Source organism: Methylobacterium sp. Leaf469, assembly GCF_001424745.1.
Lineage (GTDB): Bacteria > Pseudomonadota > Alphaproteobacteria > Rhizobiales > Beijerinckiaceae > Methylobacterium.
Genome location: NZ_LMRE01000012.1, coordinates 255362 through 272039 on the forward strand (window position 1 = coordinate 255362; position 16678 = coordinate 272039).

Annotated in this window: 16 protein-coding genes; 7 read left to right on the top strand and 9 right to left on the bottom strand. The window is 68.3% G+C overall.

Annotation, left to right across the window (positions count from 1 at the left end):
• Positions 1-3: 3 nt before the first annotated feature.
• From ASG60_RS09020 to ASG60_RS09035, 4 genes are all read right to left on the bottom strand, one after another.
• Positions 4-1668, bottom strand: a complete 1665-nt coding sequence (locus tag ASG60_RS09020; RefSeq protein WP_244476626.1) for an HWE histidine kinase domain-containing protein — start codon at positions 1666-1668, stop codon at positions 4-6.
• A 360-nt stretch (positions 1669-2028) separates the two neighbouring features.
• On the bottom strand, positions 2029-2772 hold the full coding sequence (locus ASG60_RS09025) for a tRNA (guanine(46)-N(7))-methyltransferase TrmB (protein ID WP_082531675.1): 744 nt from the start codon (positions 2770-2772) through the stop codon (positions 2029-2031).
• Positions 2773-2776: 4 nt separating this feature from the next.
• A complete protein-coding gene (gene metK, locus ASG60_RS09030) occupies positions 2777-3955 on the bottom strand; it encodes a methionine adenosyltransferase (RefSeq protein ID WP_056170702.1) in 1179 nt (392 codons plus the stop codon).
• 143 nt (positions 3956-4098) lie between these two features.
• Positions 4099-4509: a helix-turn-helix transcriptional regulator gene (locus tag ASG60_RS09035; RefSeq protein ID WP_056260689.1), complete on the bottom strand. Its 411-nt coding sequence runs from the start codon at positions 4507-4509 to the stop codon at positions 4099-4101.
• 622 nt (positions 4510-5131) lie between these two features.
• Between ASG60_RS09035 and ASG60_RS09040 the strand changes: the two genes are divergently transcribed.
• From ASG60_RS09040 to ASG60_RS09055, 4 genes are all read left to right on the top strand, one after another.
• A complete protein-coding gene (locus ASG60_RS09040; protein WP_082531676.1) occupies positions 5132-5947 on the top strand; it encodes a DNA-binding protein in 816 nt (271 codons plus the stop codon).
• Positions 5948-5952: 5 nt separating this feature from the next.
• Positions 5953-7461 carry a M48 family metalloprotease gene (locus ASG60_RS09045; RefSeq protein WP_082531677.1) on the top strand — a complete coding sequence of 503 codons (1509 nt, stop codon included), beginning with the start codon at positions 5953-5955 and terminating at the stop codon, positions 7459-7461.
• A 129-nt stretch (positions 7462-7590) separates the two neighbouring features.
• Positions 7591-8868 (top strand): ATP-binding protein, encoded by a 1278-nt coding sequence (locus tag ASG60_RS09050; protein WP_056385122.1) that lies wholly within the window; start codon positions 7591-7593, stop codon positions 8866-8868.
• 20 nt (positions 8869-8888) lie between these two features.
• Positions 8889-9260 (top strand): response regulator, encoded by a 372-nt coding sequence (locus tag ASG60_RS09055; protein WP_056170193.1) that lies wholly within the window; start codon positions 8889-8891, stop codon positions 9258-9260.
• 33 nt (positions 9261-9293) lie between these two features.
• Here ASG60_RS09055 and ASG60_RS09060 read toward each other — a convergent pair whose 3' ends face one another.
• The 3 genes from ASG60_RS09060 to ASG60_RS09070 all read right to left on the bottom strand — a co-directional run bounded on the left by ASG60_RS09060 (position 9294) and on the right by ASG60_RS09070 (position 13298).
• Complete coding sequence (locus ASG60_RS09060; RefSeq protein WP_056170195.1) at positions 9294-11057, bottom strand: ABC transporter ATP-binding protein; 1764 nt, start codon at positions 11055-11057, stop codon at positions 9294-9296.
• Between the two features lie 220 nt (positions 11058-11277).
• Complete coding sequence (locus ASG60_RS09065; RefSeq protein ID WP_056359527.1) at positions 11278-12621, bottom strand: MFS transporter; 1344 nt, start codon at positions 12619-12621, stop codon at positions 11278-11280.
• The gene (locus ASG60_RS09070; RefSeq protein ID WP_056260696.1) at positions 12618-13298 is read right to left on the bottom strand and encodes a PRC-barrel domain-containing protein; all 681 of its coding nucleotides are present in this window, start codon (positions 13296-13298) and stop codon (positions 12618-12620) included. The genes ASG60_RS09065 and ASG60_RS09070 overlap by 4 nt, the downstream gene beginning before the upstream one ends.
• 465 nt (positions 13299-13763) lie before the next feature.
• Between ASG60_RS09070 and ASG60_RS09075 the strand changes: the two genes are divergently transcribed.
• Positions 13764-14144, top strand: a complete 381-nt coding sequence (locus ASG60_RS09075) for a hypothetical protein (protein WP_056385124.1) — start codon at positions 13764-13766, stop codon at positions 14142-14144.
• A gap of 65 nt (positions 14145-14209) precedes the next feature.
• On the opposite strand, the gene ASG60_RS09080 is transcribed toward ASG60_RS09075, so the two are convergent.
• The gene (locus ASG60_RS09080) at positions 14210-14644 is read right to left on the bottom strand and encodes a PRC-barrel domain-containing protein (RefSeq protein WP_056260698.1); all 435 of its coding nucleotides are present in this window, start codon (positions 14642-14644) and stop codon (positions 14210-14212) included.
• Between the two features lie 82 nt (positions 14645-14726).
• A complete protein-coding gene (locus ASG60_RS23745; protein WP_274533785.1) occupies positions 14727-14852 on the bottom strand; it encodes a hypothetical protein in 126 nt (41 codons plus the stop codon).
• A gap of 553 nt (positions 14853-15405) precedes the next feature.
• Here ASG60_RS23745 and ASG60_RS09085 point away from each other — a divergent pair.
• Together ASG60_RS09085 and ASG60_RS09090 are read left to right on the top strand one after the other, a co-directional pair.
• Positions 15406-15786 (top strand): SWIB/MDM2 domain-containing protein, encoded by a 381-nt coding sequence (locus ASG60_RS09085; RefSeq protein WP_056170210.1) that lies wholly within the window; start codon positions 15406-15408, stop codon positions 15784-15786.
• A gap of 178 nt (positions 15787-15964) precedes the next feature.
• Positions 15965-16618 (top strand): DJ-1/PfpI family protein, encoded by a 654-nt coding sequence (locus ASG60_RS09090; protein ID WP_056385126.1) that lies wholly within the window; start codon positions 15965-15967, stop codon positions 16616-16618.
• The last annotated feature ends 60 nt before the right edge of the window (positions 16619-16678 follow it).

Here is a 16678-nt window from a genome sequence, read left to right on the forward strand (position 1 = left end):
CCCTTAGCCGCGGGGGTCCAGAACCGTGCTGCGTGCCGGCAACGGCGCCAGCATCCGGAGATGAAAACCGTCCGGCGGATAGTCGATCGTCACGTCCGCCCGGACCTGGGCCGTGAGTACGCGCTGGAGCAGGCGTGAACCGAACCCCTGGCGCGTCGGCGCGCGCACCGTCGGACCGCCGCTCTCGCGCCACTCGAAGCGCAGGGTCCCGGCCGGGCCGTCCGGCACCAGATCCCAAGTGATCACCACACGTCCATCCGGGGTCGAGAGCGCTCCGTATTTCGCCGCGTTCGTGGTGAGTTCGTGGATCGCCATGCCGATGGGGACGGCGAGTTCGGACGTGAGATCCACGGCCGGACCTTTCAGGTGAATCCGGGCATCCCCGGCCCCGTCCATGTCACCGTCGGCGTAGGGTCGCAACTCGTTGGCGAGCAGGGTGCGCAGGGACGCGGTCTGCCACGTGTCCTCGGTGAGCACCGAATGGGTGTGGGCGAGGGACATGATCCGCCCGACGAAGGCCTCGTAGAAGCTCTCGATGCTGGAGGCCGTGCGGGCCGTCGAGCCGACGATGGCCTGCACGGTCGCGAGGGTGTTCTTCACCCGATGATGCAGTTCGCGGATGAGGAGGGTCTGGCGCTCCTCGGCCATGCGCCGCTCGGTGACGTCCGCCACGACCCCGATGAGCCGGCGCGGCAGCCGGTGGGGGGCATCGCGCTCGAAGCGCCCGGCGAGATCGATGATCCGCCACGCTCCGTCGCTGCGGCGCCGAATCCGCCCCGTGGCCTTGAGCACGGCATCGCCGCGCAGGGCGTTCGTGATCGCGGAGCGGAAGGCCGCCCGATCGTCGGGGTGGAGGATGTGCTCCAAGAATTCGCGCTTGCCCACGGCGCCATCTTCGACGCTGCGCCCGAAGATCGCGAACATGCGCTCGTTCTCCCAGACCGCCTGATCGTCGAGCATGTGCCACTCGAAGATCCCGAGGGCGGCGAGCGACGTGGCGATGCGCAGGCGTTGCTCCCCCGCGCGCAGGGCCGTGCGGGCGACGACCTGTGCGGTGATGTCCTGCACGACACCGACGATGCCGGCGGATACACCGTCATTCCGGCTCGCCTCGCCCCGCAAGCCGAGATGGATCTCGGTTCCGTCGTCGGCCCGGCGCAACCGGCATTGCAGGGCGAAGGGCCCACCCTCCGCCAGGGCGGATCGCACTTGGGTCTCGATCCGCCCCACCTCCTCCGCGTCCAGGCGGCCGCGCAGGGTCGCCCAGGAAAACCGGACGCCTGGCCGGTCGCCGAGGATGAAGGCCGCGCGTCGCGACAGCGAGATGAGGCCGGTCGCCGTATCGAAGCGCCATTCGCCGACGCCGGCCGCGGTGAGGGCTGCCTGATTCTCGACGGCCGGCACCAGGTCGTCGGCGTCCACCGCATCGACCACGACCACTTGGACGCCATTCGTAGGGGGCGAGGACCGGACATGGACATCGAGGATGCCGCCATCGGCGCGATGCCAGCGCCGGATGCCGTTCGTGACGGGCAGGGCGGTTTCACCGAGGCGGGTGAGTTCCACCCCCGTGAGCCCCCCGTCGGGGTAGTCCAAGAGTTGGCAGAGATGGGGGTTGGCCGTGCGAATACGGCCATCGCCAAGGCCGATGACGAGAAGGCCGATCACGGCCCCAGTGAACGCTACGTCGGCGGGATCGTTCGCGCGCGGTGGAGGCGGCGCCGTCCCGTTGTGATCCGCAACGTCGCTCAAACCGCAACCTCGCTCAACGGCACCCCGCCGCATGCAAGCTTCCCAGAACTTCGGGAAGACCTTCGCCGATCTTGGGAAACCGACGCACCGAGCGCATGCAAAGCCTTCGGGCGACGGAAGGCAAGAGGGGTTGTGCCCCCCGCAATGGGGGCCCTTCCCCTGTATAGGGGGGTTCCACCCCTGCAAGAAGGGCTCTGCCCCGGAAACAAGAAGGGCTCTGCCCCGGAAACGAGAAGGGCTCTGCCCCGGAAAAAAGAAGCCCCGTCGGAAAGCCCCTCAATCCGCCGAGGCGCGCCGGAATTCCAGATAGGTGGGCGCACGCCCGGCGATCAGGGCCTTCGCTTCGTAGCGCGTTCCCGGCCAATCGGACCACGCCACGCGCCAATCGTCCGCGCGCACAGCGGTCCAGGTGAGCGCGGGGCAGCGAGCGGCACGCACGAGGGTCCAGCCGGCATAATCGTCGATGTCGCTGGCAAAGCGGAACACGCCGCCGGGTTTCAGGACACGCGCGATCTCACGCAAGGACTCATCCGAGACGAAGCGGCGCTTGCGCTGTCGGCGCTTGGGCCAAGGATCGGGATAGAGCAGGTAGACCCGCGCCAGGGCACCGTCGGGAATCGCCGCCAGCAACGCAGTGGCGTCTTCGTCCCACACCCGAACGTTCGAGAGACCCCCGTCGTCGACGGCGCGCAGGAGCTTGACCACGCCGTTGACGAAGGGCTCGGCGCCGATCAAGCCGATGCGTGGATTGGCCGTGGCCTGGGCCGCGAGATGCTCGCCGCCGCCGAAGCCGATCTCGAGCCAGACCTCGTCCACCGGGACCGGGAACAGGCCGATCGGATCGAGACGTTCGCCCTGTGCCGGCAGAACGACCCGCAGGCTCGGAAGCAATTCTTCGAGGCGCTGCTCCTGGACAGCGCGCAGGCGCTTGCCCTTGCGTCGTCCGAAGAAGGCACGGTCAGCGCCCTCGACGGCATCCCCGCCCGCGATGGGCGGGAGTTCATCCCGCCCCATGGTCATGGGATCAGGACAAAGCCGACTTGAGGCTGTCGGCGAGATCGACGCGCTCCCACGAGAAGCCGCCATCCGCCTCTGGGGCCCGGCCGAAGTGGCCGTAGGCCGAGGTGCGGGCGTAGATCGCCTTGTTGAGACCGAGCTTCGTCCGGATGCCGCGGGGCGACAGATCGAAGGCGTTCATGAGAACGTCTTCCAGCTTGGCCTCGTCGACCTGACCGGTACCGTGGAGATCGACGTAGATCGACAGCGGCTTGGCCACGCCGATGGCGTAGGCGAGCTGGATGGTGGCGCGGGTTGCGAGCCCTGCCGCGACGACGTTCTTGGCGAGATAGCGTGCGGCGTAGGCCGCCGAGCGGTCGACCTTCGTCGGATCCTTGCCCGAGAAGGCGCCGCCACCGTGCGGAGCCGCACCGCCGTAGGTGTCGACGATGATCTTGCGGCCGGTGAGGCCAGCGTCGCCGTCGGGGCCGCCGATCACGAACTTGCCCGTGGGGTTCACGTGCCAGACCGTCTCCTCGGAGACCCAATCCTTCGGAAGGGCGGCGAGGATGTAGGGCTCGACGATGGCGCGCACGTCGGCCGAATCCAGGGATTCGTCGATATGCTGGGTCGAGAGGACGATCTGCGTCACGCCGACGGGGCGTCCGTTCTCGTAGCGCACGGTGACCTGGCTCTTGGCATCGGGGCCGAGCTTGGCCGCATCGCCCTGCTTACCCTTGCGGGCGTCGGCCAGGTCCTTGAGGATCTTGTGGGCGTAGTAGATCGGTGCCGGCATCAGTTCGGGCGTCTCGTCGGACGCGTAGCCGAACATGATACCCTGGTCGCCCGCGCCCTCGTCCTTGTTGCCGGACGAATCGACGCCCTGGGCGATGTCGGCCGACTGGGCGTGGAGATGGATGGCGATGTCGTTGTTCTTCCAGTGGAAGCCCGACTGCTCGTAGCCGATGTCCTTCACGGCCTCACGGGTGAGGTGCTCGAGGTGCTCGAAGGTCACGGAATCCGGACCGCGCACCTCGCCGGCGATGACGATGCGATTGGTGGTCGCCAGGGTCTCGACGCCGAGACGGGCCTCAGGCATCGCCGCCATGTAGGCGTCCACGACCGTATCGGAGATCCGATCGCAGACCTTGTCCGGATGACCTTCCGAGACGGACTCGCTCGTGAACAGATAATTGGAACGTGCCATGGACAGCATACCCGGTTTTCGGGTGCGCCTCGTGCGATGCGTCTACCCCGGCCTACGGAAGGCCGGGGTTCTCGCACCGCCCATGGGGACGGTCAAGCCGAAAAACCGGACGCGTTCTTTAAAAAGAACAAAGTGAGCTTTGATCAGGCCTTGAGTTTGGCATGGAGCGCCTGCACAGCCGCCGCCAATTCCTGACGCCGCGCATCGGAGAAATGCTCCGACACGTGGCGGGCCACCGCGTCCGCGAGGCCCTGCCAACTGTCGCCTGGAATGTAAGGTTGCTGTGGCGGCTCCGAGAACCCGACGGCAGCCTCCTCGTCCGTGTGAACGAGGTCCTCGAAGAAGTACGTGACCGGCACCCCGGTCATCCGGCTGAAGCTCTCGAGGTGGAGCGCGCTGATCCGGTTGGTGCCCTTCTCGTACTTCTGAAGCTGCGCGGCCGACATGCCGAAGCGCTCGGCCACCCGCTTCTGGGTCAACGACGCCTTCTTGCGTTGCTCGGCGATGCGCCGACCCACATGCACGTCCCGCGCGTCGGTCTTCTGGCCAGCCATTCTGCTCGTTCCGTAACGCGGCCTTCCACCGGATCTCGGAGGAAAAGCTCGGCCATCCCCCGCCGCGACGGGTAAGGGCCACGCGATCCCGCAAGTATGCGGCACGGGCTTCGGTGAATGGTGGCGTCCCCGGCAGGGCTCGAACCTGCGACCCCAGGTTTCATACCACTTCGGCTTCCGCCGCCGCCCCCTTGCGGGCACGTTCGTGGCCTGGACTATCCCTCCACCATGGGCTTCCGAGGAAGCCGTTAGGTGCCGCCCGTCTAGTCTCTACACCTTCCCGTCGCACGCCTCGCGGAGAACGATGGGCTTGGCTCGGGATCGGCGGGGCCCGCTGTGACACGGACCCTCGGGCTTTCCCCGAATTTGAGCGGATCCGCCGCGCGGTTTCCCCTCGCGGCGCCCAATTTGTGTCTAGGAAACCTGTGCTCTGTCCAGCTGAGCTACGGAGACTCACCGGCGTCTTCGTAACACCAACCCCGGATCAGGCCAACCGGGCTGCGCCACTCCTGTTGCGGGGCTGCCGCAGGGCGGTCGAAACGACAGCTTGGGAACGCGCCGCGCTTGTCCTGCCTCCGCCATCTCCCACAATGCCCGCCGAGGCCACGGGGATCGTTTCACCATGACGGAGCAGCGGCGGCGCGGCGGCGCGTTCGGCACGCGTATCCTGGCATTCTTGATCTCCGGGGTCTGCGTCTCCGGGGTCTGCGGAGCGGTTCCCGCCATGGCCGTCGCACCCGAATGCAGGACCACTCCGTTCGGTACGACCACCCTGACTGCCGTCGGCCTCCGGGGCGAACTCGTCTTCGCATCCGGCGCCCGCGGGGTCCTCGACGGTCTGCGCTGGCCGGATAATCCTAAACTCGCAGGGGCTGCGGCCGCTTGGCTCGAGACGCAGCGGAGCGTTCCTCTCATCCTCGTGGCGCGTGGAGAGACCGATCGCTGGGGCCGCGCCCATGTCGACGCGGGCGTGGCGGACGGCGCCCTCGATCTCGCCGGCGGCCTCGTGGAAGCGGGCCTCGCCACCGTCGATGCCGGTGAGCGCGACAGCCTGTGTCGCCCCGGCTTGCTCGCAGTCGAATCCGGCGCGCGTCAGGCCGGGCGCGGCCTGTGGCGGGAGGCGGAGCAGGATGCCCAGGACGGTGCCGCCCTGAGGCTGCGCCTCGGCGGTTTCGTGGTGGCGCGCGGGCGGGTCCTCTGGGTCGGCGAACGGCCGCGGCGGACCTATCTCGACTTCGCCCGGCGGGGCGAGGACGGACTGACCGTAACCGTGTCGAAACGCACTTGGCGCCAATTGCAGGAACGTGGTTTGAGTGCGGCGACCCTGCGTGGCCGTCTCGTCCGGGTTCGGGGCATCGTCGAGGTCTGGCGCGGCCCGACCCTTGATGTGGCGAGCGCGGACATGATCGAAATCCTGGATACGGCGCAGGGGCGCTGAACGGTATGACGCGGGCGCACAGGATCACGAACGGATTGGCGGCGCCCGCGGGCCGCACCGCTGGCGCATGCGCGACAGCTCTCCTCCGGTCGGCCCTGCTGTCGGCCCTGCTGTCGGGCTGCATCGGCGATCAGACCGGTGCCACCCTGCAGCCCGCCGTGGTCGCCGTGCCGGCGGGGGCGCCGCGCGTCACCGGCCGCGAGCGCACCGCGTCCGACGCCGATCACGCCAAGCTGGTCGCGTCCTTCGGGGGCGAGTATCGGGCTCCGGCCGCGCTGAAACTCCTGACCGAGCTCACCGACCGGCTGGTGCGGGCCACCGACCGGCCCGAGGAGACCTATGCGGTGACCCTCCTCGATTCGCCGGTCATCAATGCCTTCGCGCTGCCGAACGGCCGTCTCTACGTCACCCGGGGTCTACTGGCGCTCGCCAGCGACACCTCCGAGATCGCCGCCGTCCTTTCGCACGAGATCGCGCACGTCACCCTGCGCCACGCGACGGCTCGCACGGAACTGGCGCTCCGCTCCCAGCTCGTGAGCAAGGTCGTCGCCGACGTCCTGAACGATCCCGCCACGGGCGCGCAGTTGCAGAGCCAGTCCAAATTCGCCCTGGCGCGGTTCTCCCGCGACCAGGAACTCGAGGCGGACGGCGTCGGGGTGAAGACCCTGGCACGGGCCGGCTACGACCCGTTCGGTGCCGGGCGCTTCCTGCGCTCGCTCAGCCGAACCACGGGCATGAAGACCGGAACCGGGCAGGCGGGCGAACCCGACATGCTCGCGACCCATCCGGGTACGCAGGAGCGCATCACCCTGGTGACGCGGGCGGCACGCCTCATCGGCGCCCCCGGCCTCGGGGTAGACGAGCGCGCGCGCTATCTCGCGGCGGTGGACGGCATCGCCTACGGCGACAATCCGGGCGACGGCCTGGTGCGCGGCCGCCGCTTCCTGCATCCCGGCCTCGGCATCGCCTTCGAGGTGCCGGATGGCTTCACCATCGAGAACACCCGCAACGCCGTCCTCGGCACGACTCCCGAAGGCAGCCGACGCCTCCTGTTCGATCAGGTGGAGAACCCGGCCGGACAGGGTCTCGAAGACGTGCTGAAGGCGACCTGGAACGATGCCATCGAGCCCGGCTCCCTCGAGAACCGGGCCATCGGTGGAAATCCGGCCGTCACCGCCCTGTCGCGGGGCAAGGACTGGACCTTCCGCCTCGCCGCGATCCGCATGGGCGAGACGACCTTCCGGATGATCATGGCCGCCAAGGGCATGACGGACCCGGACGCGGCCTTCCGACGCTGGACGGAAAGCCTCGCGGCCGTCGGGGCCGCGGAGACCCAATCCCTACGCCCCTTGCGCGTGCAGGTGGTGACGGCCACGCCCACCGACACCGTGGATACGCTCGCGCAGCGCATGCTGGTGTCCGACCGGGCCAGCGACCGCTTCCTCGTCCTCAATGGGTTGGAGCGCGGGGCGACCCTGCGCATGGGCCAGGGTTACAAAATCATCGTCGAGTAGGCGCGCGGCGGGAGACCGGGCGCCAGTGCGCGGCGATCCGGTTTCGCGGATCGCAAAAACGCGCCATCGTCGTCACGCGAATCCGCATCGTGCGTCGCACGCCTTGCAAACCGACCCTGAGACTGTGCCATGCTCGATGCCCTCGGGAGCTTCCTCGACCGAAGCGACCTGTCCCCCCACGGCATCTGCCTGCTGTGGCGGCCGGAGCTGATCTGGACGCACGTCGTCTCGGATTTCGTGATCGGCCTGGCCTACTTCACGATTCCCGTGGCGCTCGGGGTGTTCGTCACGAAGCGCCGTGACGTCGCGTTCGGATGGATGGCCTGGGCCTTCGCCAGCTTCATCCTCGCCTGCGGCACCACGCATTTCTTCGCGATCTGGACCCTATGGGTGCCGGACTACGCCGCCGAGGCCTTGGTGAAGGCGTTCACGGCGGTGATCTCGCTGCTCACGGCGATTCTGCTCTGGCTGCTGCTGCCGCGCGCGCTGGCGCTCCCCTCCCCCGAGACCCTGCGCCGCGCCAATGCGGAGCTCCTTGCCCGTGTCACGGAGCGCGATGCCGCCCTCGCAGCCCTCCAGACGGCGATCCACGAGCGCGAGCAGGCCGAGGCGATGCTGCGGCAGACCCAGAAGATGGAGGCCATCGGCGCCCTGACGGGCGGCGTCGCGCACGACTTCAACAATCTGCTCGGGGTGGTGATCGCCAACCTCGACCGCCTCGAACGCTTTTCCCTCGACAGCGGCGCCGAACGCGCGCGCACGAATGCCCTGAAAGGCGCCGAGCGCGCCGCGAGCCTCGTGCAGAAGATGCTGGCTTTCGCACGGCGCCAGCCCCTGCAGCCGACCCGGTTCGACGTCAACGGACTCATCGAGGATCTGACCGAGCTGCTTCGCGGCGCCCTGAACACCGCCGAGCCGCCGGAAATGGATTTGGCACCCGACCTGTGGCCCGTGCGCGTCGATGCCAATCAGCTGGAGAACGTGCTGCTGAATCTCACCGTCAACGCCCGGGACGCCATGCCGGAAGGCGGGCGGGCAACGATCCGTACCCGCAACGTACCTGCCGCCGAAGCGGGCGGTCTGGTCGGATTGCCGGCTGCCGATCACGTTCTGATCAGCGTCACGGACAAGGGTTGCGGCATGAGCCGGGAGGTCGCCGCGCGCGCCTTCGAGCCATTCTTCACCACCAAGGCCGTGGGCGAAGGCACGGGCCTGGGCCTGAGCCAGGCCTTCGGGTTCGCCAAGCAGTCGGGGGGCCATATCGCCATCGACAGCCGGCCCGGCGAAGGCACCACGGTGCAAGTCTACCTGCCACGCCATTTCGAGGCGGCGGCACGACCCGTGACGCGAATCCTCGAAGAGCCGACGCTGCTGACGACCGCCCTGCCCCCTCCCCGCTTCGCCTGACCGGAGCCGCGACACATCCCATGACCGAAACCGCTCCACGGGTCCTCATCGTCGAGGACGAGATCATGCTCCTCGAAGTGGTCGCCGCAGAACTCGAGGATGCGGGCTTCACCGTCTCCCAGGCGACCACCGCCGAGATCGCTCTCTCGTTCATCGAAAGCGATGCGGCCATCGACGTCCTGTTCACGGATATCCGTCTGCCGGGTGAAATGGACGGCTGGCAGCTCGCCGAAGCGGCACGCCGCCTGCGGCCCGGCCTCCCGATCATCTACGCGACGGGCTTTACCCAGACGCCGCCGCGCCTCGCGGAGGGCAGTGTGTTCTTCACCAAGCCCTACCGCGCCAACGCGATCATCTCCGCGATCCGCACGTTGGGCGGCAGCGGGCCTTAGACTCTCCAGGTCGCCCGCCCGAGGCTGTAGCCCTCAGGCCGCGGCCAGCGACAGCGACATGGATTCCTTCTTCATCAGCTCGCGGTAGAACCCGTCGAGATGCGTGAGCTTGTCGGGCGAGCCGTCCTGGATGATGCGGCCGCCTTCCAGCACCACGATTCGATCGAAGTCCTTCAGGGTCGAGAGGCGGTGCGCGATGGCGATGACCGTGCGGCCCTTCATGAGGTTGGCGAGGGCGTGACGGATCGCTTCCTCGGACTCGGCATCGAGGGCCGACGTCGCCTCGTCGAGAAGCAGGATCGGCGAGTCTTTGAGGATCGCCCGCGCGATGGCGATGCGCTGGCGCTGGCCACCCGAGAGCTTCACGCCCCGATCACCCACGATGGTGTCGAACCCTTCCGGCAGCGCTTCGATGAAATCGGTGCAATGGGCCGCGGCGGCCGCCTTCCACACGTCCTCGTCAGAGGCGTCGGGCCGGCCGTAACGAATGTTCTCCCGCAGGGTCCGGTGGAACATCGACACGTCCTGCGGCACCACCGTGATCGCCTCGCGCAGGGAGTCCTGCGTGACGCGGTGGATGTCCTGTCCGTTGAGGAGAATGCGCCCGCCCTGCGCGTCGTAGAAGCGTTGGAGCAGGGAGAACAAGGTGGATTTGCCGCCGCCCGACTTGCCCACGAGACCGACGCGCTGGCCGGGCTGGATGGCGAGGTCGAAGTCGGTGAACACGGCGCGCCCGTCGGGGTACGAAAAGGCGACGTGGTCGAACGTGATCTCCGCGCCGGTCCCCGACAGGGGCACGGCTTCCGGGTGATCGGTGAGATCGTGGGGTTGCAGCAGGGTGTGCAGGGCCTCCGACAGGCGGGCCGTGTGCTGGGTCGCGTCCACGAGGGCGACGGCGAGATCGCGGGTGGCGGCGAGGATGCGGATCCCGAGCGTGCAGACGAGAACCACCTGCCCGTTCGATGCAGCCCCCGCCTCCCATAGGGTGATGGCCCAATAGAGCAGTCCGAGCACGGCCAGCACGGTCAGGATCGCGTGCACGATACGCAGCTTCTCGAGGTAGAGCAGCGACGAACGGCGCGAGCGCATCTCGACACCGATGGTGCCGTCGAAGCGGGTGTATTCGCGCTTGAACGCCGAGAAGGCGCGCACGAGGGGCATGTTGCCGACGAGATCCACCATCTCACCGTCGACGGAAGCCGCCTTGGCGGCAAAATCGTGGTGCAGCGGCTTACCGGCGGCCGCCATCTTGAACATCAGCAACACGACGGCGGCGAAGATGCCGGCGAGCACCAGGGCCATCGTGAGGCTGACGGTGCCGATGTAGAGGATCGACAGGAAGGCGGCGACGCAAGGCGGCATCACGTTGAACACGAACATGTTCTCGACGGTGAAGATCGCGTTCGAGGTCGCGGTGATGCGCGAGGCCAGGGTGCCGGGCTGGCGATCGGCGAAGAACGAGGGCGAATGCCCGGTCATGTGGCGGAACAGGTCGCGGCGGATGTCGCCGGTCACGCCGACGAACGTGAACGACCCCGTGAGGCTGGCGACGCGCCAGAGCATGTTGTCGGCGGCGATGAAGGCGACGAGCAGGGCGAGCGCGCCCCAGATCAGGCCGGCCTCGGGCCCCTTGCTCAGGGCATCGACGACCCCCTTGAGGGCGTAATCCGTGCTGACGGAGAAACCGACGGCGCCCAGCACGGCGCACAGGATCACGAGATGCGGCAGTGCCCGGCGGCGCAGGTAGCGCGCGACGAAGGCGAACGGCCTGTCTGCATAGACGCACAGGTCTTCCATCGCGGTGACAATCCCGTTTTCCAGCAGACCCGCGCCTGCCGTCCCTCGAACGAAGCCCGTGCGCGATCCGCACGCGACTTATGTGCCCCCAAGGATCGCAACGCGAAGCTCGGTCGAGCGTTGCACGCTAACGTCCAGCTTCGTCCGTTCTCAAGGAAGAAACCTGAACGCGGCTTGAGCGGCAAGCGAATTCAATGCCGCCCAGTCCCCACCCCGGGGATTAAGCGACGGTGGACCGTCGGGTCTCGGGCATGATCAGAGCGATCATCACGAAGCCGGCGAAGCCCACCGCGGCGAGGCCCAGGAAGGCCGAATGGCTCCCCAGGCGATCGGCCATGATGCCGGCGAGCGATGTGGACAGGGCGGCCCCGATCCCCATGGCCGTGCCGACGGCACCGAGCGCGAGGTTGAAGCGCCCGGTGCCCCGGGTGACGTCGGATACCACGAGGGGCACCATCACGCCGAACACCGCGGCCGAGATTCCGTCGAACACCTGGATCGCCACGAGGAGTTCGGGGCTGCTCGTGTAGGCGAACAGCAGACCGCGGATCGGCAGGGCGGCGAACCCGATGAGGAGGAGCGGGCGGCGGCCCCAACGCTCGGCGGCGCGCCCGACGGCCGGCCCCGAGACCGCGAGCACCACCTGCGGAACGACGATGCAGGCGGCGATGAGGGCGGTCGCGGTTTCGCTGGCGCGCAGGGTCAGCATGCTGCCCACCAGGGGCAGCATCGCCGCATTGGCGAGGAAGAACAGCATCATGCATCCGCCGAAGCACATCAGTGCCCGATTCGCCAGCAGGGCGCGGACGACACCGTCGCGCCGGGGCGCGACGGCCCCAGGGGCGGGACCCGGCGCCTTGGCCACGGTCACGGGGCCGATCTCGTCGGCCCGGATGAACGACAGGGCCACCAGCGTCGGGATCATCAGGAAAGCGGTGAGGTAGAACACCGCGTCGTTGGAAAGATAGTAGCCGCAGGCTCCCATGCCGGCGGCGGCGACGGCGTTGCCCAGGGCCGAGAAGCTCGCGTTGCGCCCGAGGCGCTCACCGGCCCGGGCATGGCCGACGAGACCGATGCTGATGGCGGCGATGGCCGGCGTGAGGATGCAGCTCGCCGCCGAATGGGCGGCCATGGCGAGAATGACGATGAGGAAGTTCGGCCACATGGCCAGGGCGAAGGCGCTGAGCGCGATGGCGACGACCGAGAAGCCGGCGGCGAAGCGGAGCGACCGCATGGCATCGACGAAGGCCCCGCCCGGGACCTGACCGAGCAGGCTGACGAGGCTGCCGATGGTCAGCGCGAAGCCGATGTCCGACTGGGTCCACTTCGCCTGGGTGAAGTACACGGCGAGGAACGGCCCGAACCCCGTCTGGAGGTTGGCGACGAAGAACGCGAACCCATCGAGGCCCTGGCTGCTGGTGCGCGAGATCGCCTTCATGTCGGCGGGACCCTCCGCGGCATCGGCCAGGGCCTCGCGCCGAGGCATCGGGCGCGGCCGGAATTCGGACCGGACGACCTCCCTCGGCTTGAGGGGGCGCCGGTCCTTCGGGAGGGGAACCGTCATTTGTCCGGCGTTCTCTCTGCCGGTTTCTCGGGCATCTTCTCGGCGGTCGGAGCCGGGGGCGCGACGGGCGCGGCAGCCGGGGCCGCAGCGGGTGGTACGGGGGCGGCAGCCGGCGGCTCGCCCTCGGGGACAGCCGGGCTCGCCGGCCCAAGGACCACGATGGGCTCGCCCGCCTTGTATTCCGGCGAGACGCGGACCTGATTCCGGGACAATTGCAGGACGAGGCGCGTCGGCTTGCCGTCCGAGGTGAAGCGCATGGAGCGCCAATCCACCGCGATCTTGCGTGAGCCGACGCCGAGGAAGCCGCCGAAATCGATGATGGCGGCGCGGGGGCGGCCGTCCTTGTCGAGGATGATGTCGATGATCCGGCCCATGTCCTCGCCGGTGGCGCTGCGCACGGCCTTGCCGAGCACGCCCTCGTAATCCGCCGTGTCGAGGACCGTGGCGGGAGTCCCCGTGGGCAGAACCGGCGCTTGGGCCGGAGCCGGGTTCGCAGCGCCCGTCGGAGCAGGTGCCGGCTGGACGGAGGTCGGCGCCGGGGGCGCCTGCGGTGCAGGCGGAGCGGCCCCATTCGGCCCTGCGGGCGCAGCGGGTACCTCGGCGGGTTTGCTGCCGGGGGGCGTATCCTCGGCGAAAGCGGAGGCGGCCCCGAGGCTGATCGTCGTCGCGGCGATCATCCGGACAAATCTGAACACGTGCGTTCCCCGAGCGATGATCGCGCCGGCCCTTGGACAGGACACGGACCCATCCGGCGGGTTCCCACAACGGAGCGGGTCCCATGTCCGGGTCTCGTGTCACTGCGCAATGACCAAGGCGAAGTTGTGAAGGCGAGATCCGGCAAGGACCATCGGCCAAAAATCTGTGGGCAAAAACCGGGCCGACTCCGCGGATCCGCGCAGGGTCCCGCACAGCTCTGCCATTCCGCCTTGCGGTTCGCAATCGGCCAATTCGAGGGCCGAGTGCGGCTGCGTCCCAGCGCCTCGCGGCGCGGTCACGGATCTCGCTGGAATCCGATCTCCCGACCTGTGTCGTCGGGATCGATCCGCCTCGTCTGGTTTTCGTCAAACCCGCGTCGTACACACGCGAAACTTCGCCCAGACCCCACCGTGTGGGGGTGCCCGATCGTCCGAGGACTTGAGCCGATGCCCTTCATTCGAAACGCCAGCGCCGCGGCGCTCCTCACCGCAGCCCTGGCGGGCTGCCAGGCGCTCGGCAGTAGCGGCGGCGTGATGCCGGAGAGCGATGTCGGCCCGCCGCCCTCGATGCGTGGCTCGGTCCCGAACGCATCGGGTCCGCGCTCGGCCCGCGTCGATGCCGATGGAAACCAGATCCAGACCACGCCGACGCGGCGACTCGATCTGCCTCGCTCGGCAGGCGGCGTCGCCCGCGCGTCCGCGTCGGAAGAGCGGCGCATTCGCCGTGAGGACATCGAAGGCAGCGCGGACGGGCGTTCGGGCTCGGGCAGCGGTGGAATGACCCCCAGCCTCGGTTCGGGCGGCGTCGGCGTCGGCGGCAAGTTCTAAGGCCACCCGGGATCTGCGCGTCCAAGGGCTGGCGCTCGATGCGCCGGCCCTTGTCCTAAGGCAGTTCAGATCGCGGAGCGACGGCCGCCGTAATAATCGTCGAGGCGTCCGCCGAAGGCGGGATCGGCGAACGGATCTTCGCCGGCCCCGTGCGTCGGAGCTCGGGCGAGGGTATCCTTGTCGATGTCGACGATATACCCGCCGAGTTCGACGCTGTAACGCAGCGAGCGCCACGGCAGCGGATGGTAGCTCTCACCGAGACCGAGGAAGCCGCCGAACGACAGCACCGCGTAGGCGACCTGTCCCGAAACCTTGTCCACCATGAAATTATGCACGGTGCCGAGATGCGCGCCGTCCGCGTCGTAGGCCGCCGTACCCTCGACCTTGTCCGAGGCGATGAGGCGCGGCGTCTCGTCGATGGCGACTCCTTCACCCTTGGGATCGAGTTCGAGGGTCCCGGCTGGCCTGATCGGGCGCTCATTGGGAAGATCGGTCGGCATTTCGTCGCTCCGGGATGTCTGGAACGGCAAACGCGCGAGCGCCCCGCCCCGGTTCCCGGATCGCTCTCCCTGGAAGGGTACCTCAGATGTACCCGGCGCCGTGCGGCGCGTCCGAGACGGTGCCGGACTCGGACGCGATGACGGCTCCAAGACCGCCGATGAGAGCGAGGGCCGCACAGAGGGCGAGGGCGAAGACGGCGATGATCATGGCCGGACCCTCGGCCTCGGAGGCTTAACCGTCCGTTTCCGGAAGGCGCAAAAGCCGCGTCGGGCGGTCGATCCATCAAGGGCGAAAATTAGTTCGTTCCTCGCGGGCAAGGACGAACCGCGTAGTCCGCCGCGCACCCTCGGCTGAAGCCGGCCGTATTCCGGCGAGGTCGGTCGCCGCCGGAACAAGGGATCGCCGTAGACCTCCGCCCTACCGGCCGGCGTTGCGAGAATTCGAGAAAACCATTGCAAGTCATGGCCTTGGCTCGGCATCGCGCGAGCGCTACCGCCCGCTGGAATCGCTGGCTTCGCGCTCGGACAAGGCAAAGTACAACGCCGACACCGATCAAGATCTCGAATGTGCGCCTTGAACTTCTCCACGTGCGCCGGGAGCGATCCTGTTGATAGGGCGCGCTCCCTGTGGACGGCTCCCAAGCACAGGGCGGATTTCCCTTGGAACGGTCGCAACACTGCTTAGTTGTTGCAGCTATGCGCTCCGAGGCCTCGTGCCGTGGGCGTACCGGCGCTCGCTGCCGAACCTCTGGAGGAAATCCATGGCCAAGACCACGACCAAGAGTGCCACCAAGAGCGCGGACAAGAGCGCCGCGACTGGCGACGAGAAGCCGGCCGCCGAGAAGACCGCCGCAAAGGGCAAGAAGGTCGCCGCCCCCAAGGGCGAGGGCGCCAAGCCGAACGCTCTCCAGCAGCCGCTCAAGCCGTCGCCCGAGCTCGCGGCCGTTGTCGGTGATGCCGCCCTGCCCCGTGGCGAGGTCGTCAGCAAGGTCTGGGAATACATCAAGAAGCATGAGCTTCAGAACCCGGAGAACAAGCGCGAGATCCTGGCCGACGACAAGCTCAAGAAGGTCTTCGGCAAGGATAAGTGCACGATGTTCGAGATGAACAAGCATCTCGCCGCCCATCTCAAGTCCGCCTGATCCTGCGGGACGTCGCGCCGGCCCCGAACACGGGCCGGCGGCCGATGCCGGACCGAGCCGTCGCGAGGCCGTGACCCTCGCGACGATGGGCATACTGTCGGCCGGATTTTCCGCAACGGGTAGCCAGCCGTTATTCGCCGAAACGACGGCCCACCCGGCGCCTTTCCGGCAGATCGCCATGGTGCTGTTTCCGGGGATGACGGCCCTGGACGTGGTCGGGCCCCAGGCCCTTTTGGCTGGTCTCGCGGGTCCGAGTTTCCATCTGGTGGCCGAGCGGATCGGCCCCGTCGCCAGCGATACCGGACTCGAGATCGTCGCGACCGCGGACTTCGAGACCTGTGCGCGGGACCTTGATGTCCTGATCGTGCCCGGCGGCGATGGAACGCCCGACCAGATGCGCAATGAGCGGCTGCTCGCTTTCCTACGCGATCGCGCCGGGCGGGCGGCCTGGGTCACGAGCGTCTGCACCGGGTCCCTGATCCTCGGCGCGGCGGGCCTGCTGACGGGATACCGGGCGACCTCGCACTGGTGCGTGCGCGATGGGGTCCTGCCCCTCTTCGGTGCGATCCCCGTGGATGAACGGGTGGTGTTCGACCGCAATCGCGTGACGAGCGCCGGCATCTCGGCCGGTCTCGATTTCGCCCTGGCGCTGTCCGCGCGCCTGCGCGATCCGGACTACGCCCGGACCAGCCAGCTCGTGGCTGAGTACGCTCCGCAGCCCCCCTTCGTGGCCGGCATGCCACGCACCGCCGGAGCCGCGATCACGGCTTCCGCCACCGACATTCTGAAGGATCTGATCGAGGGCTCGTTCGCCGCTGCCCGGACGCGTTGATGGCCCTCGCGTGGGACAACCGCCACGGGCGCACGGCGACCGGCTGGTACATCGGATAAT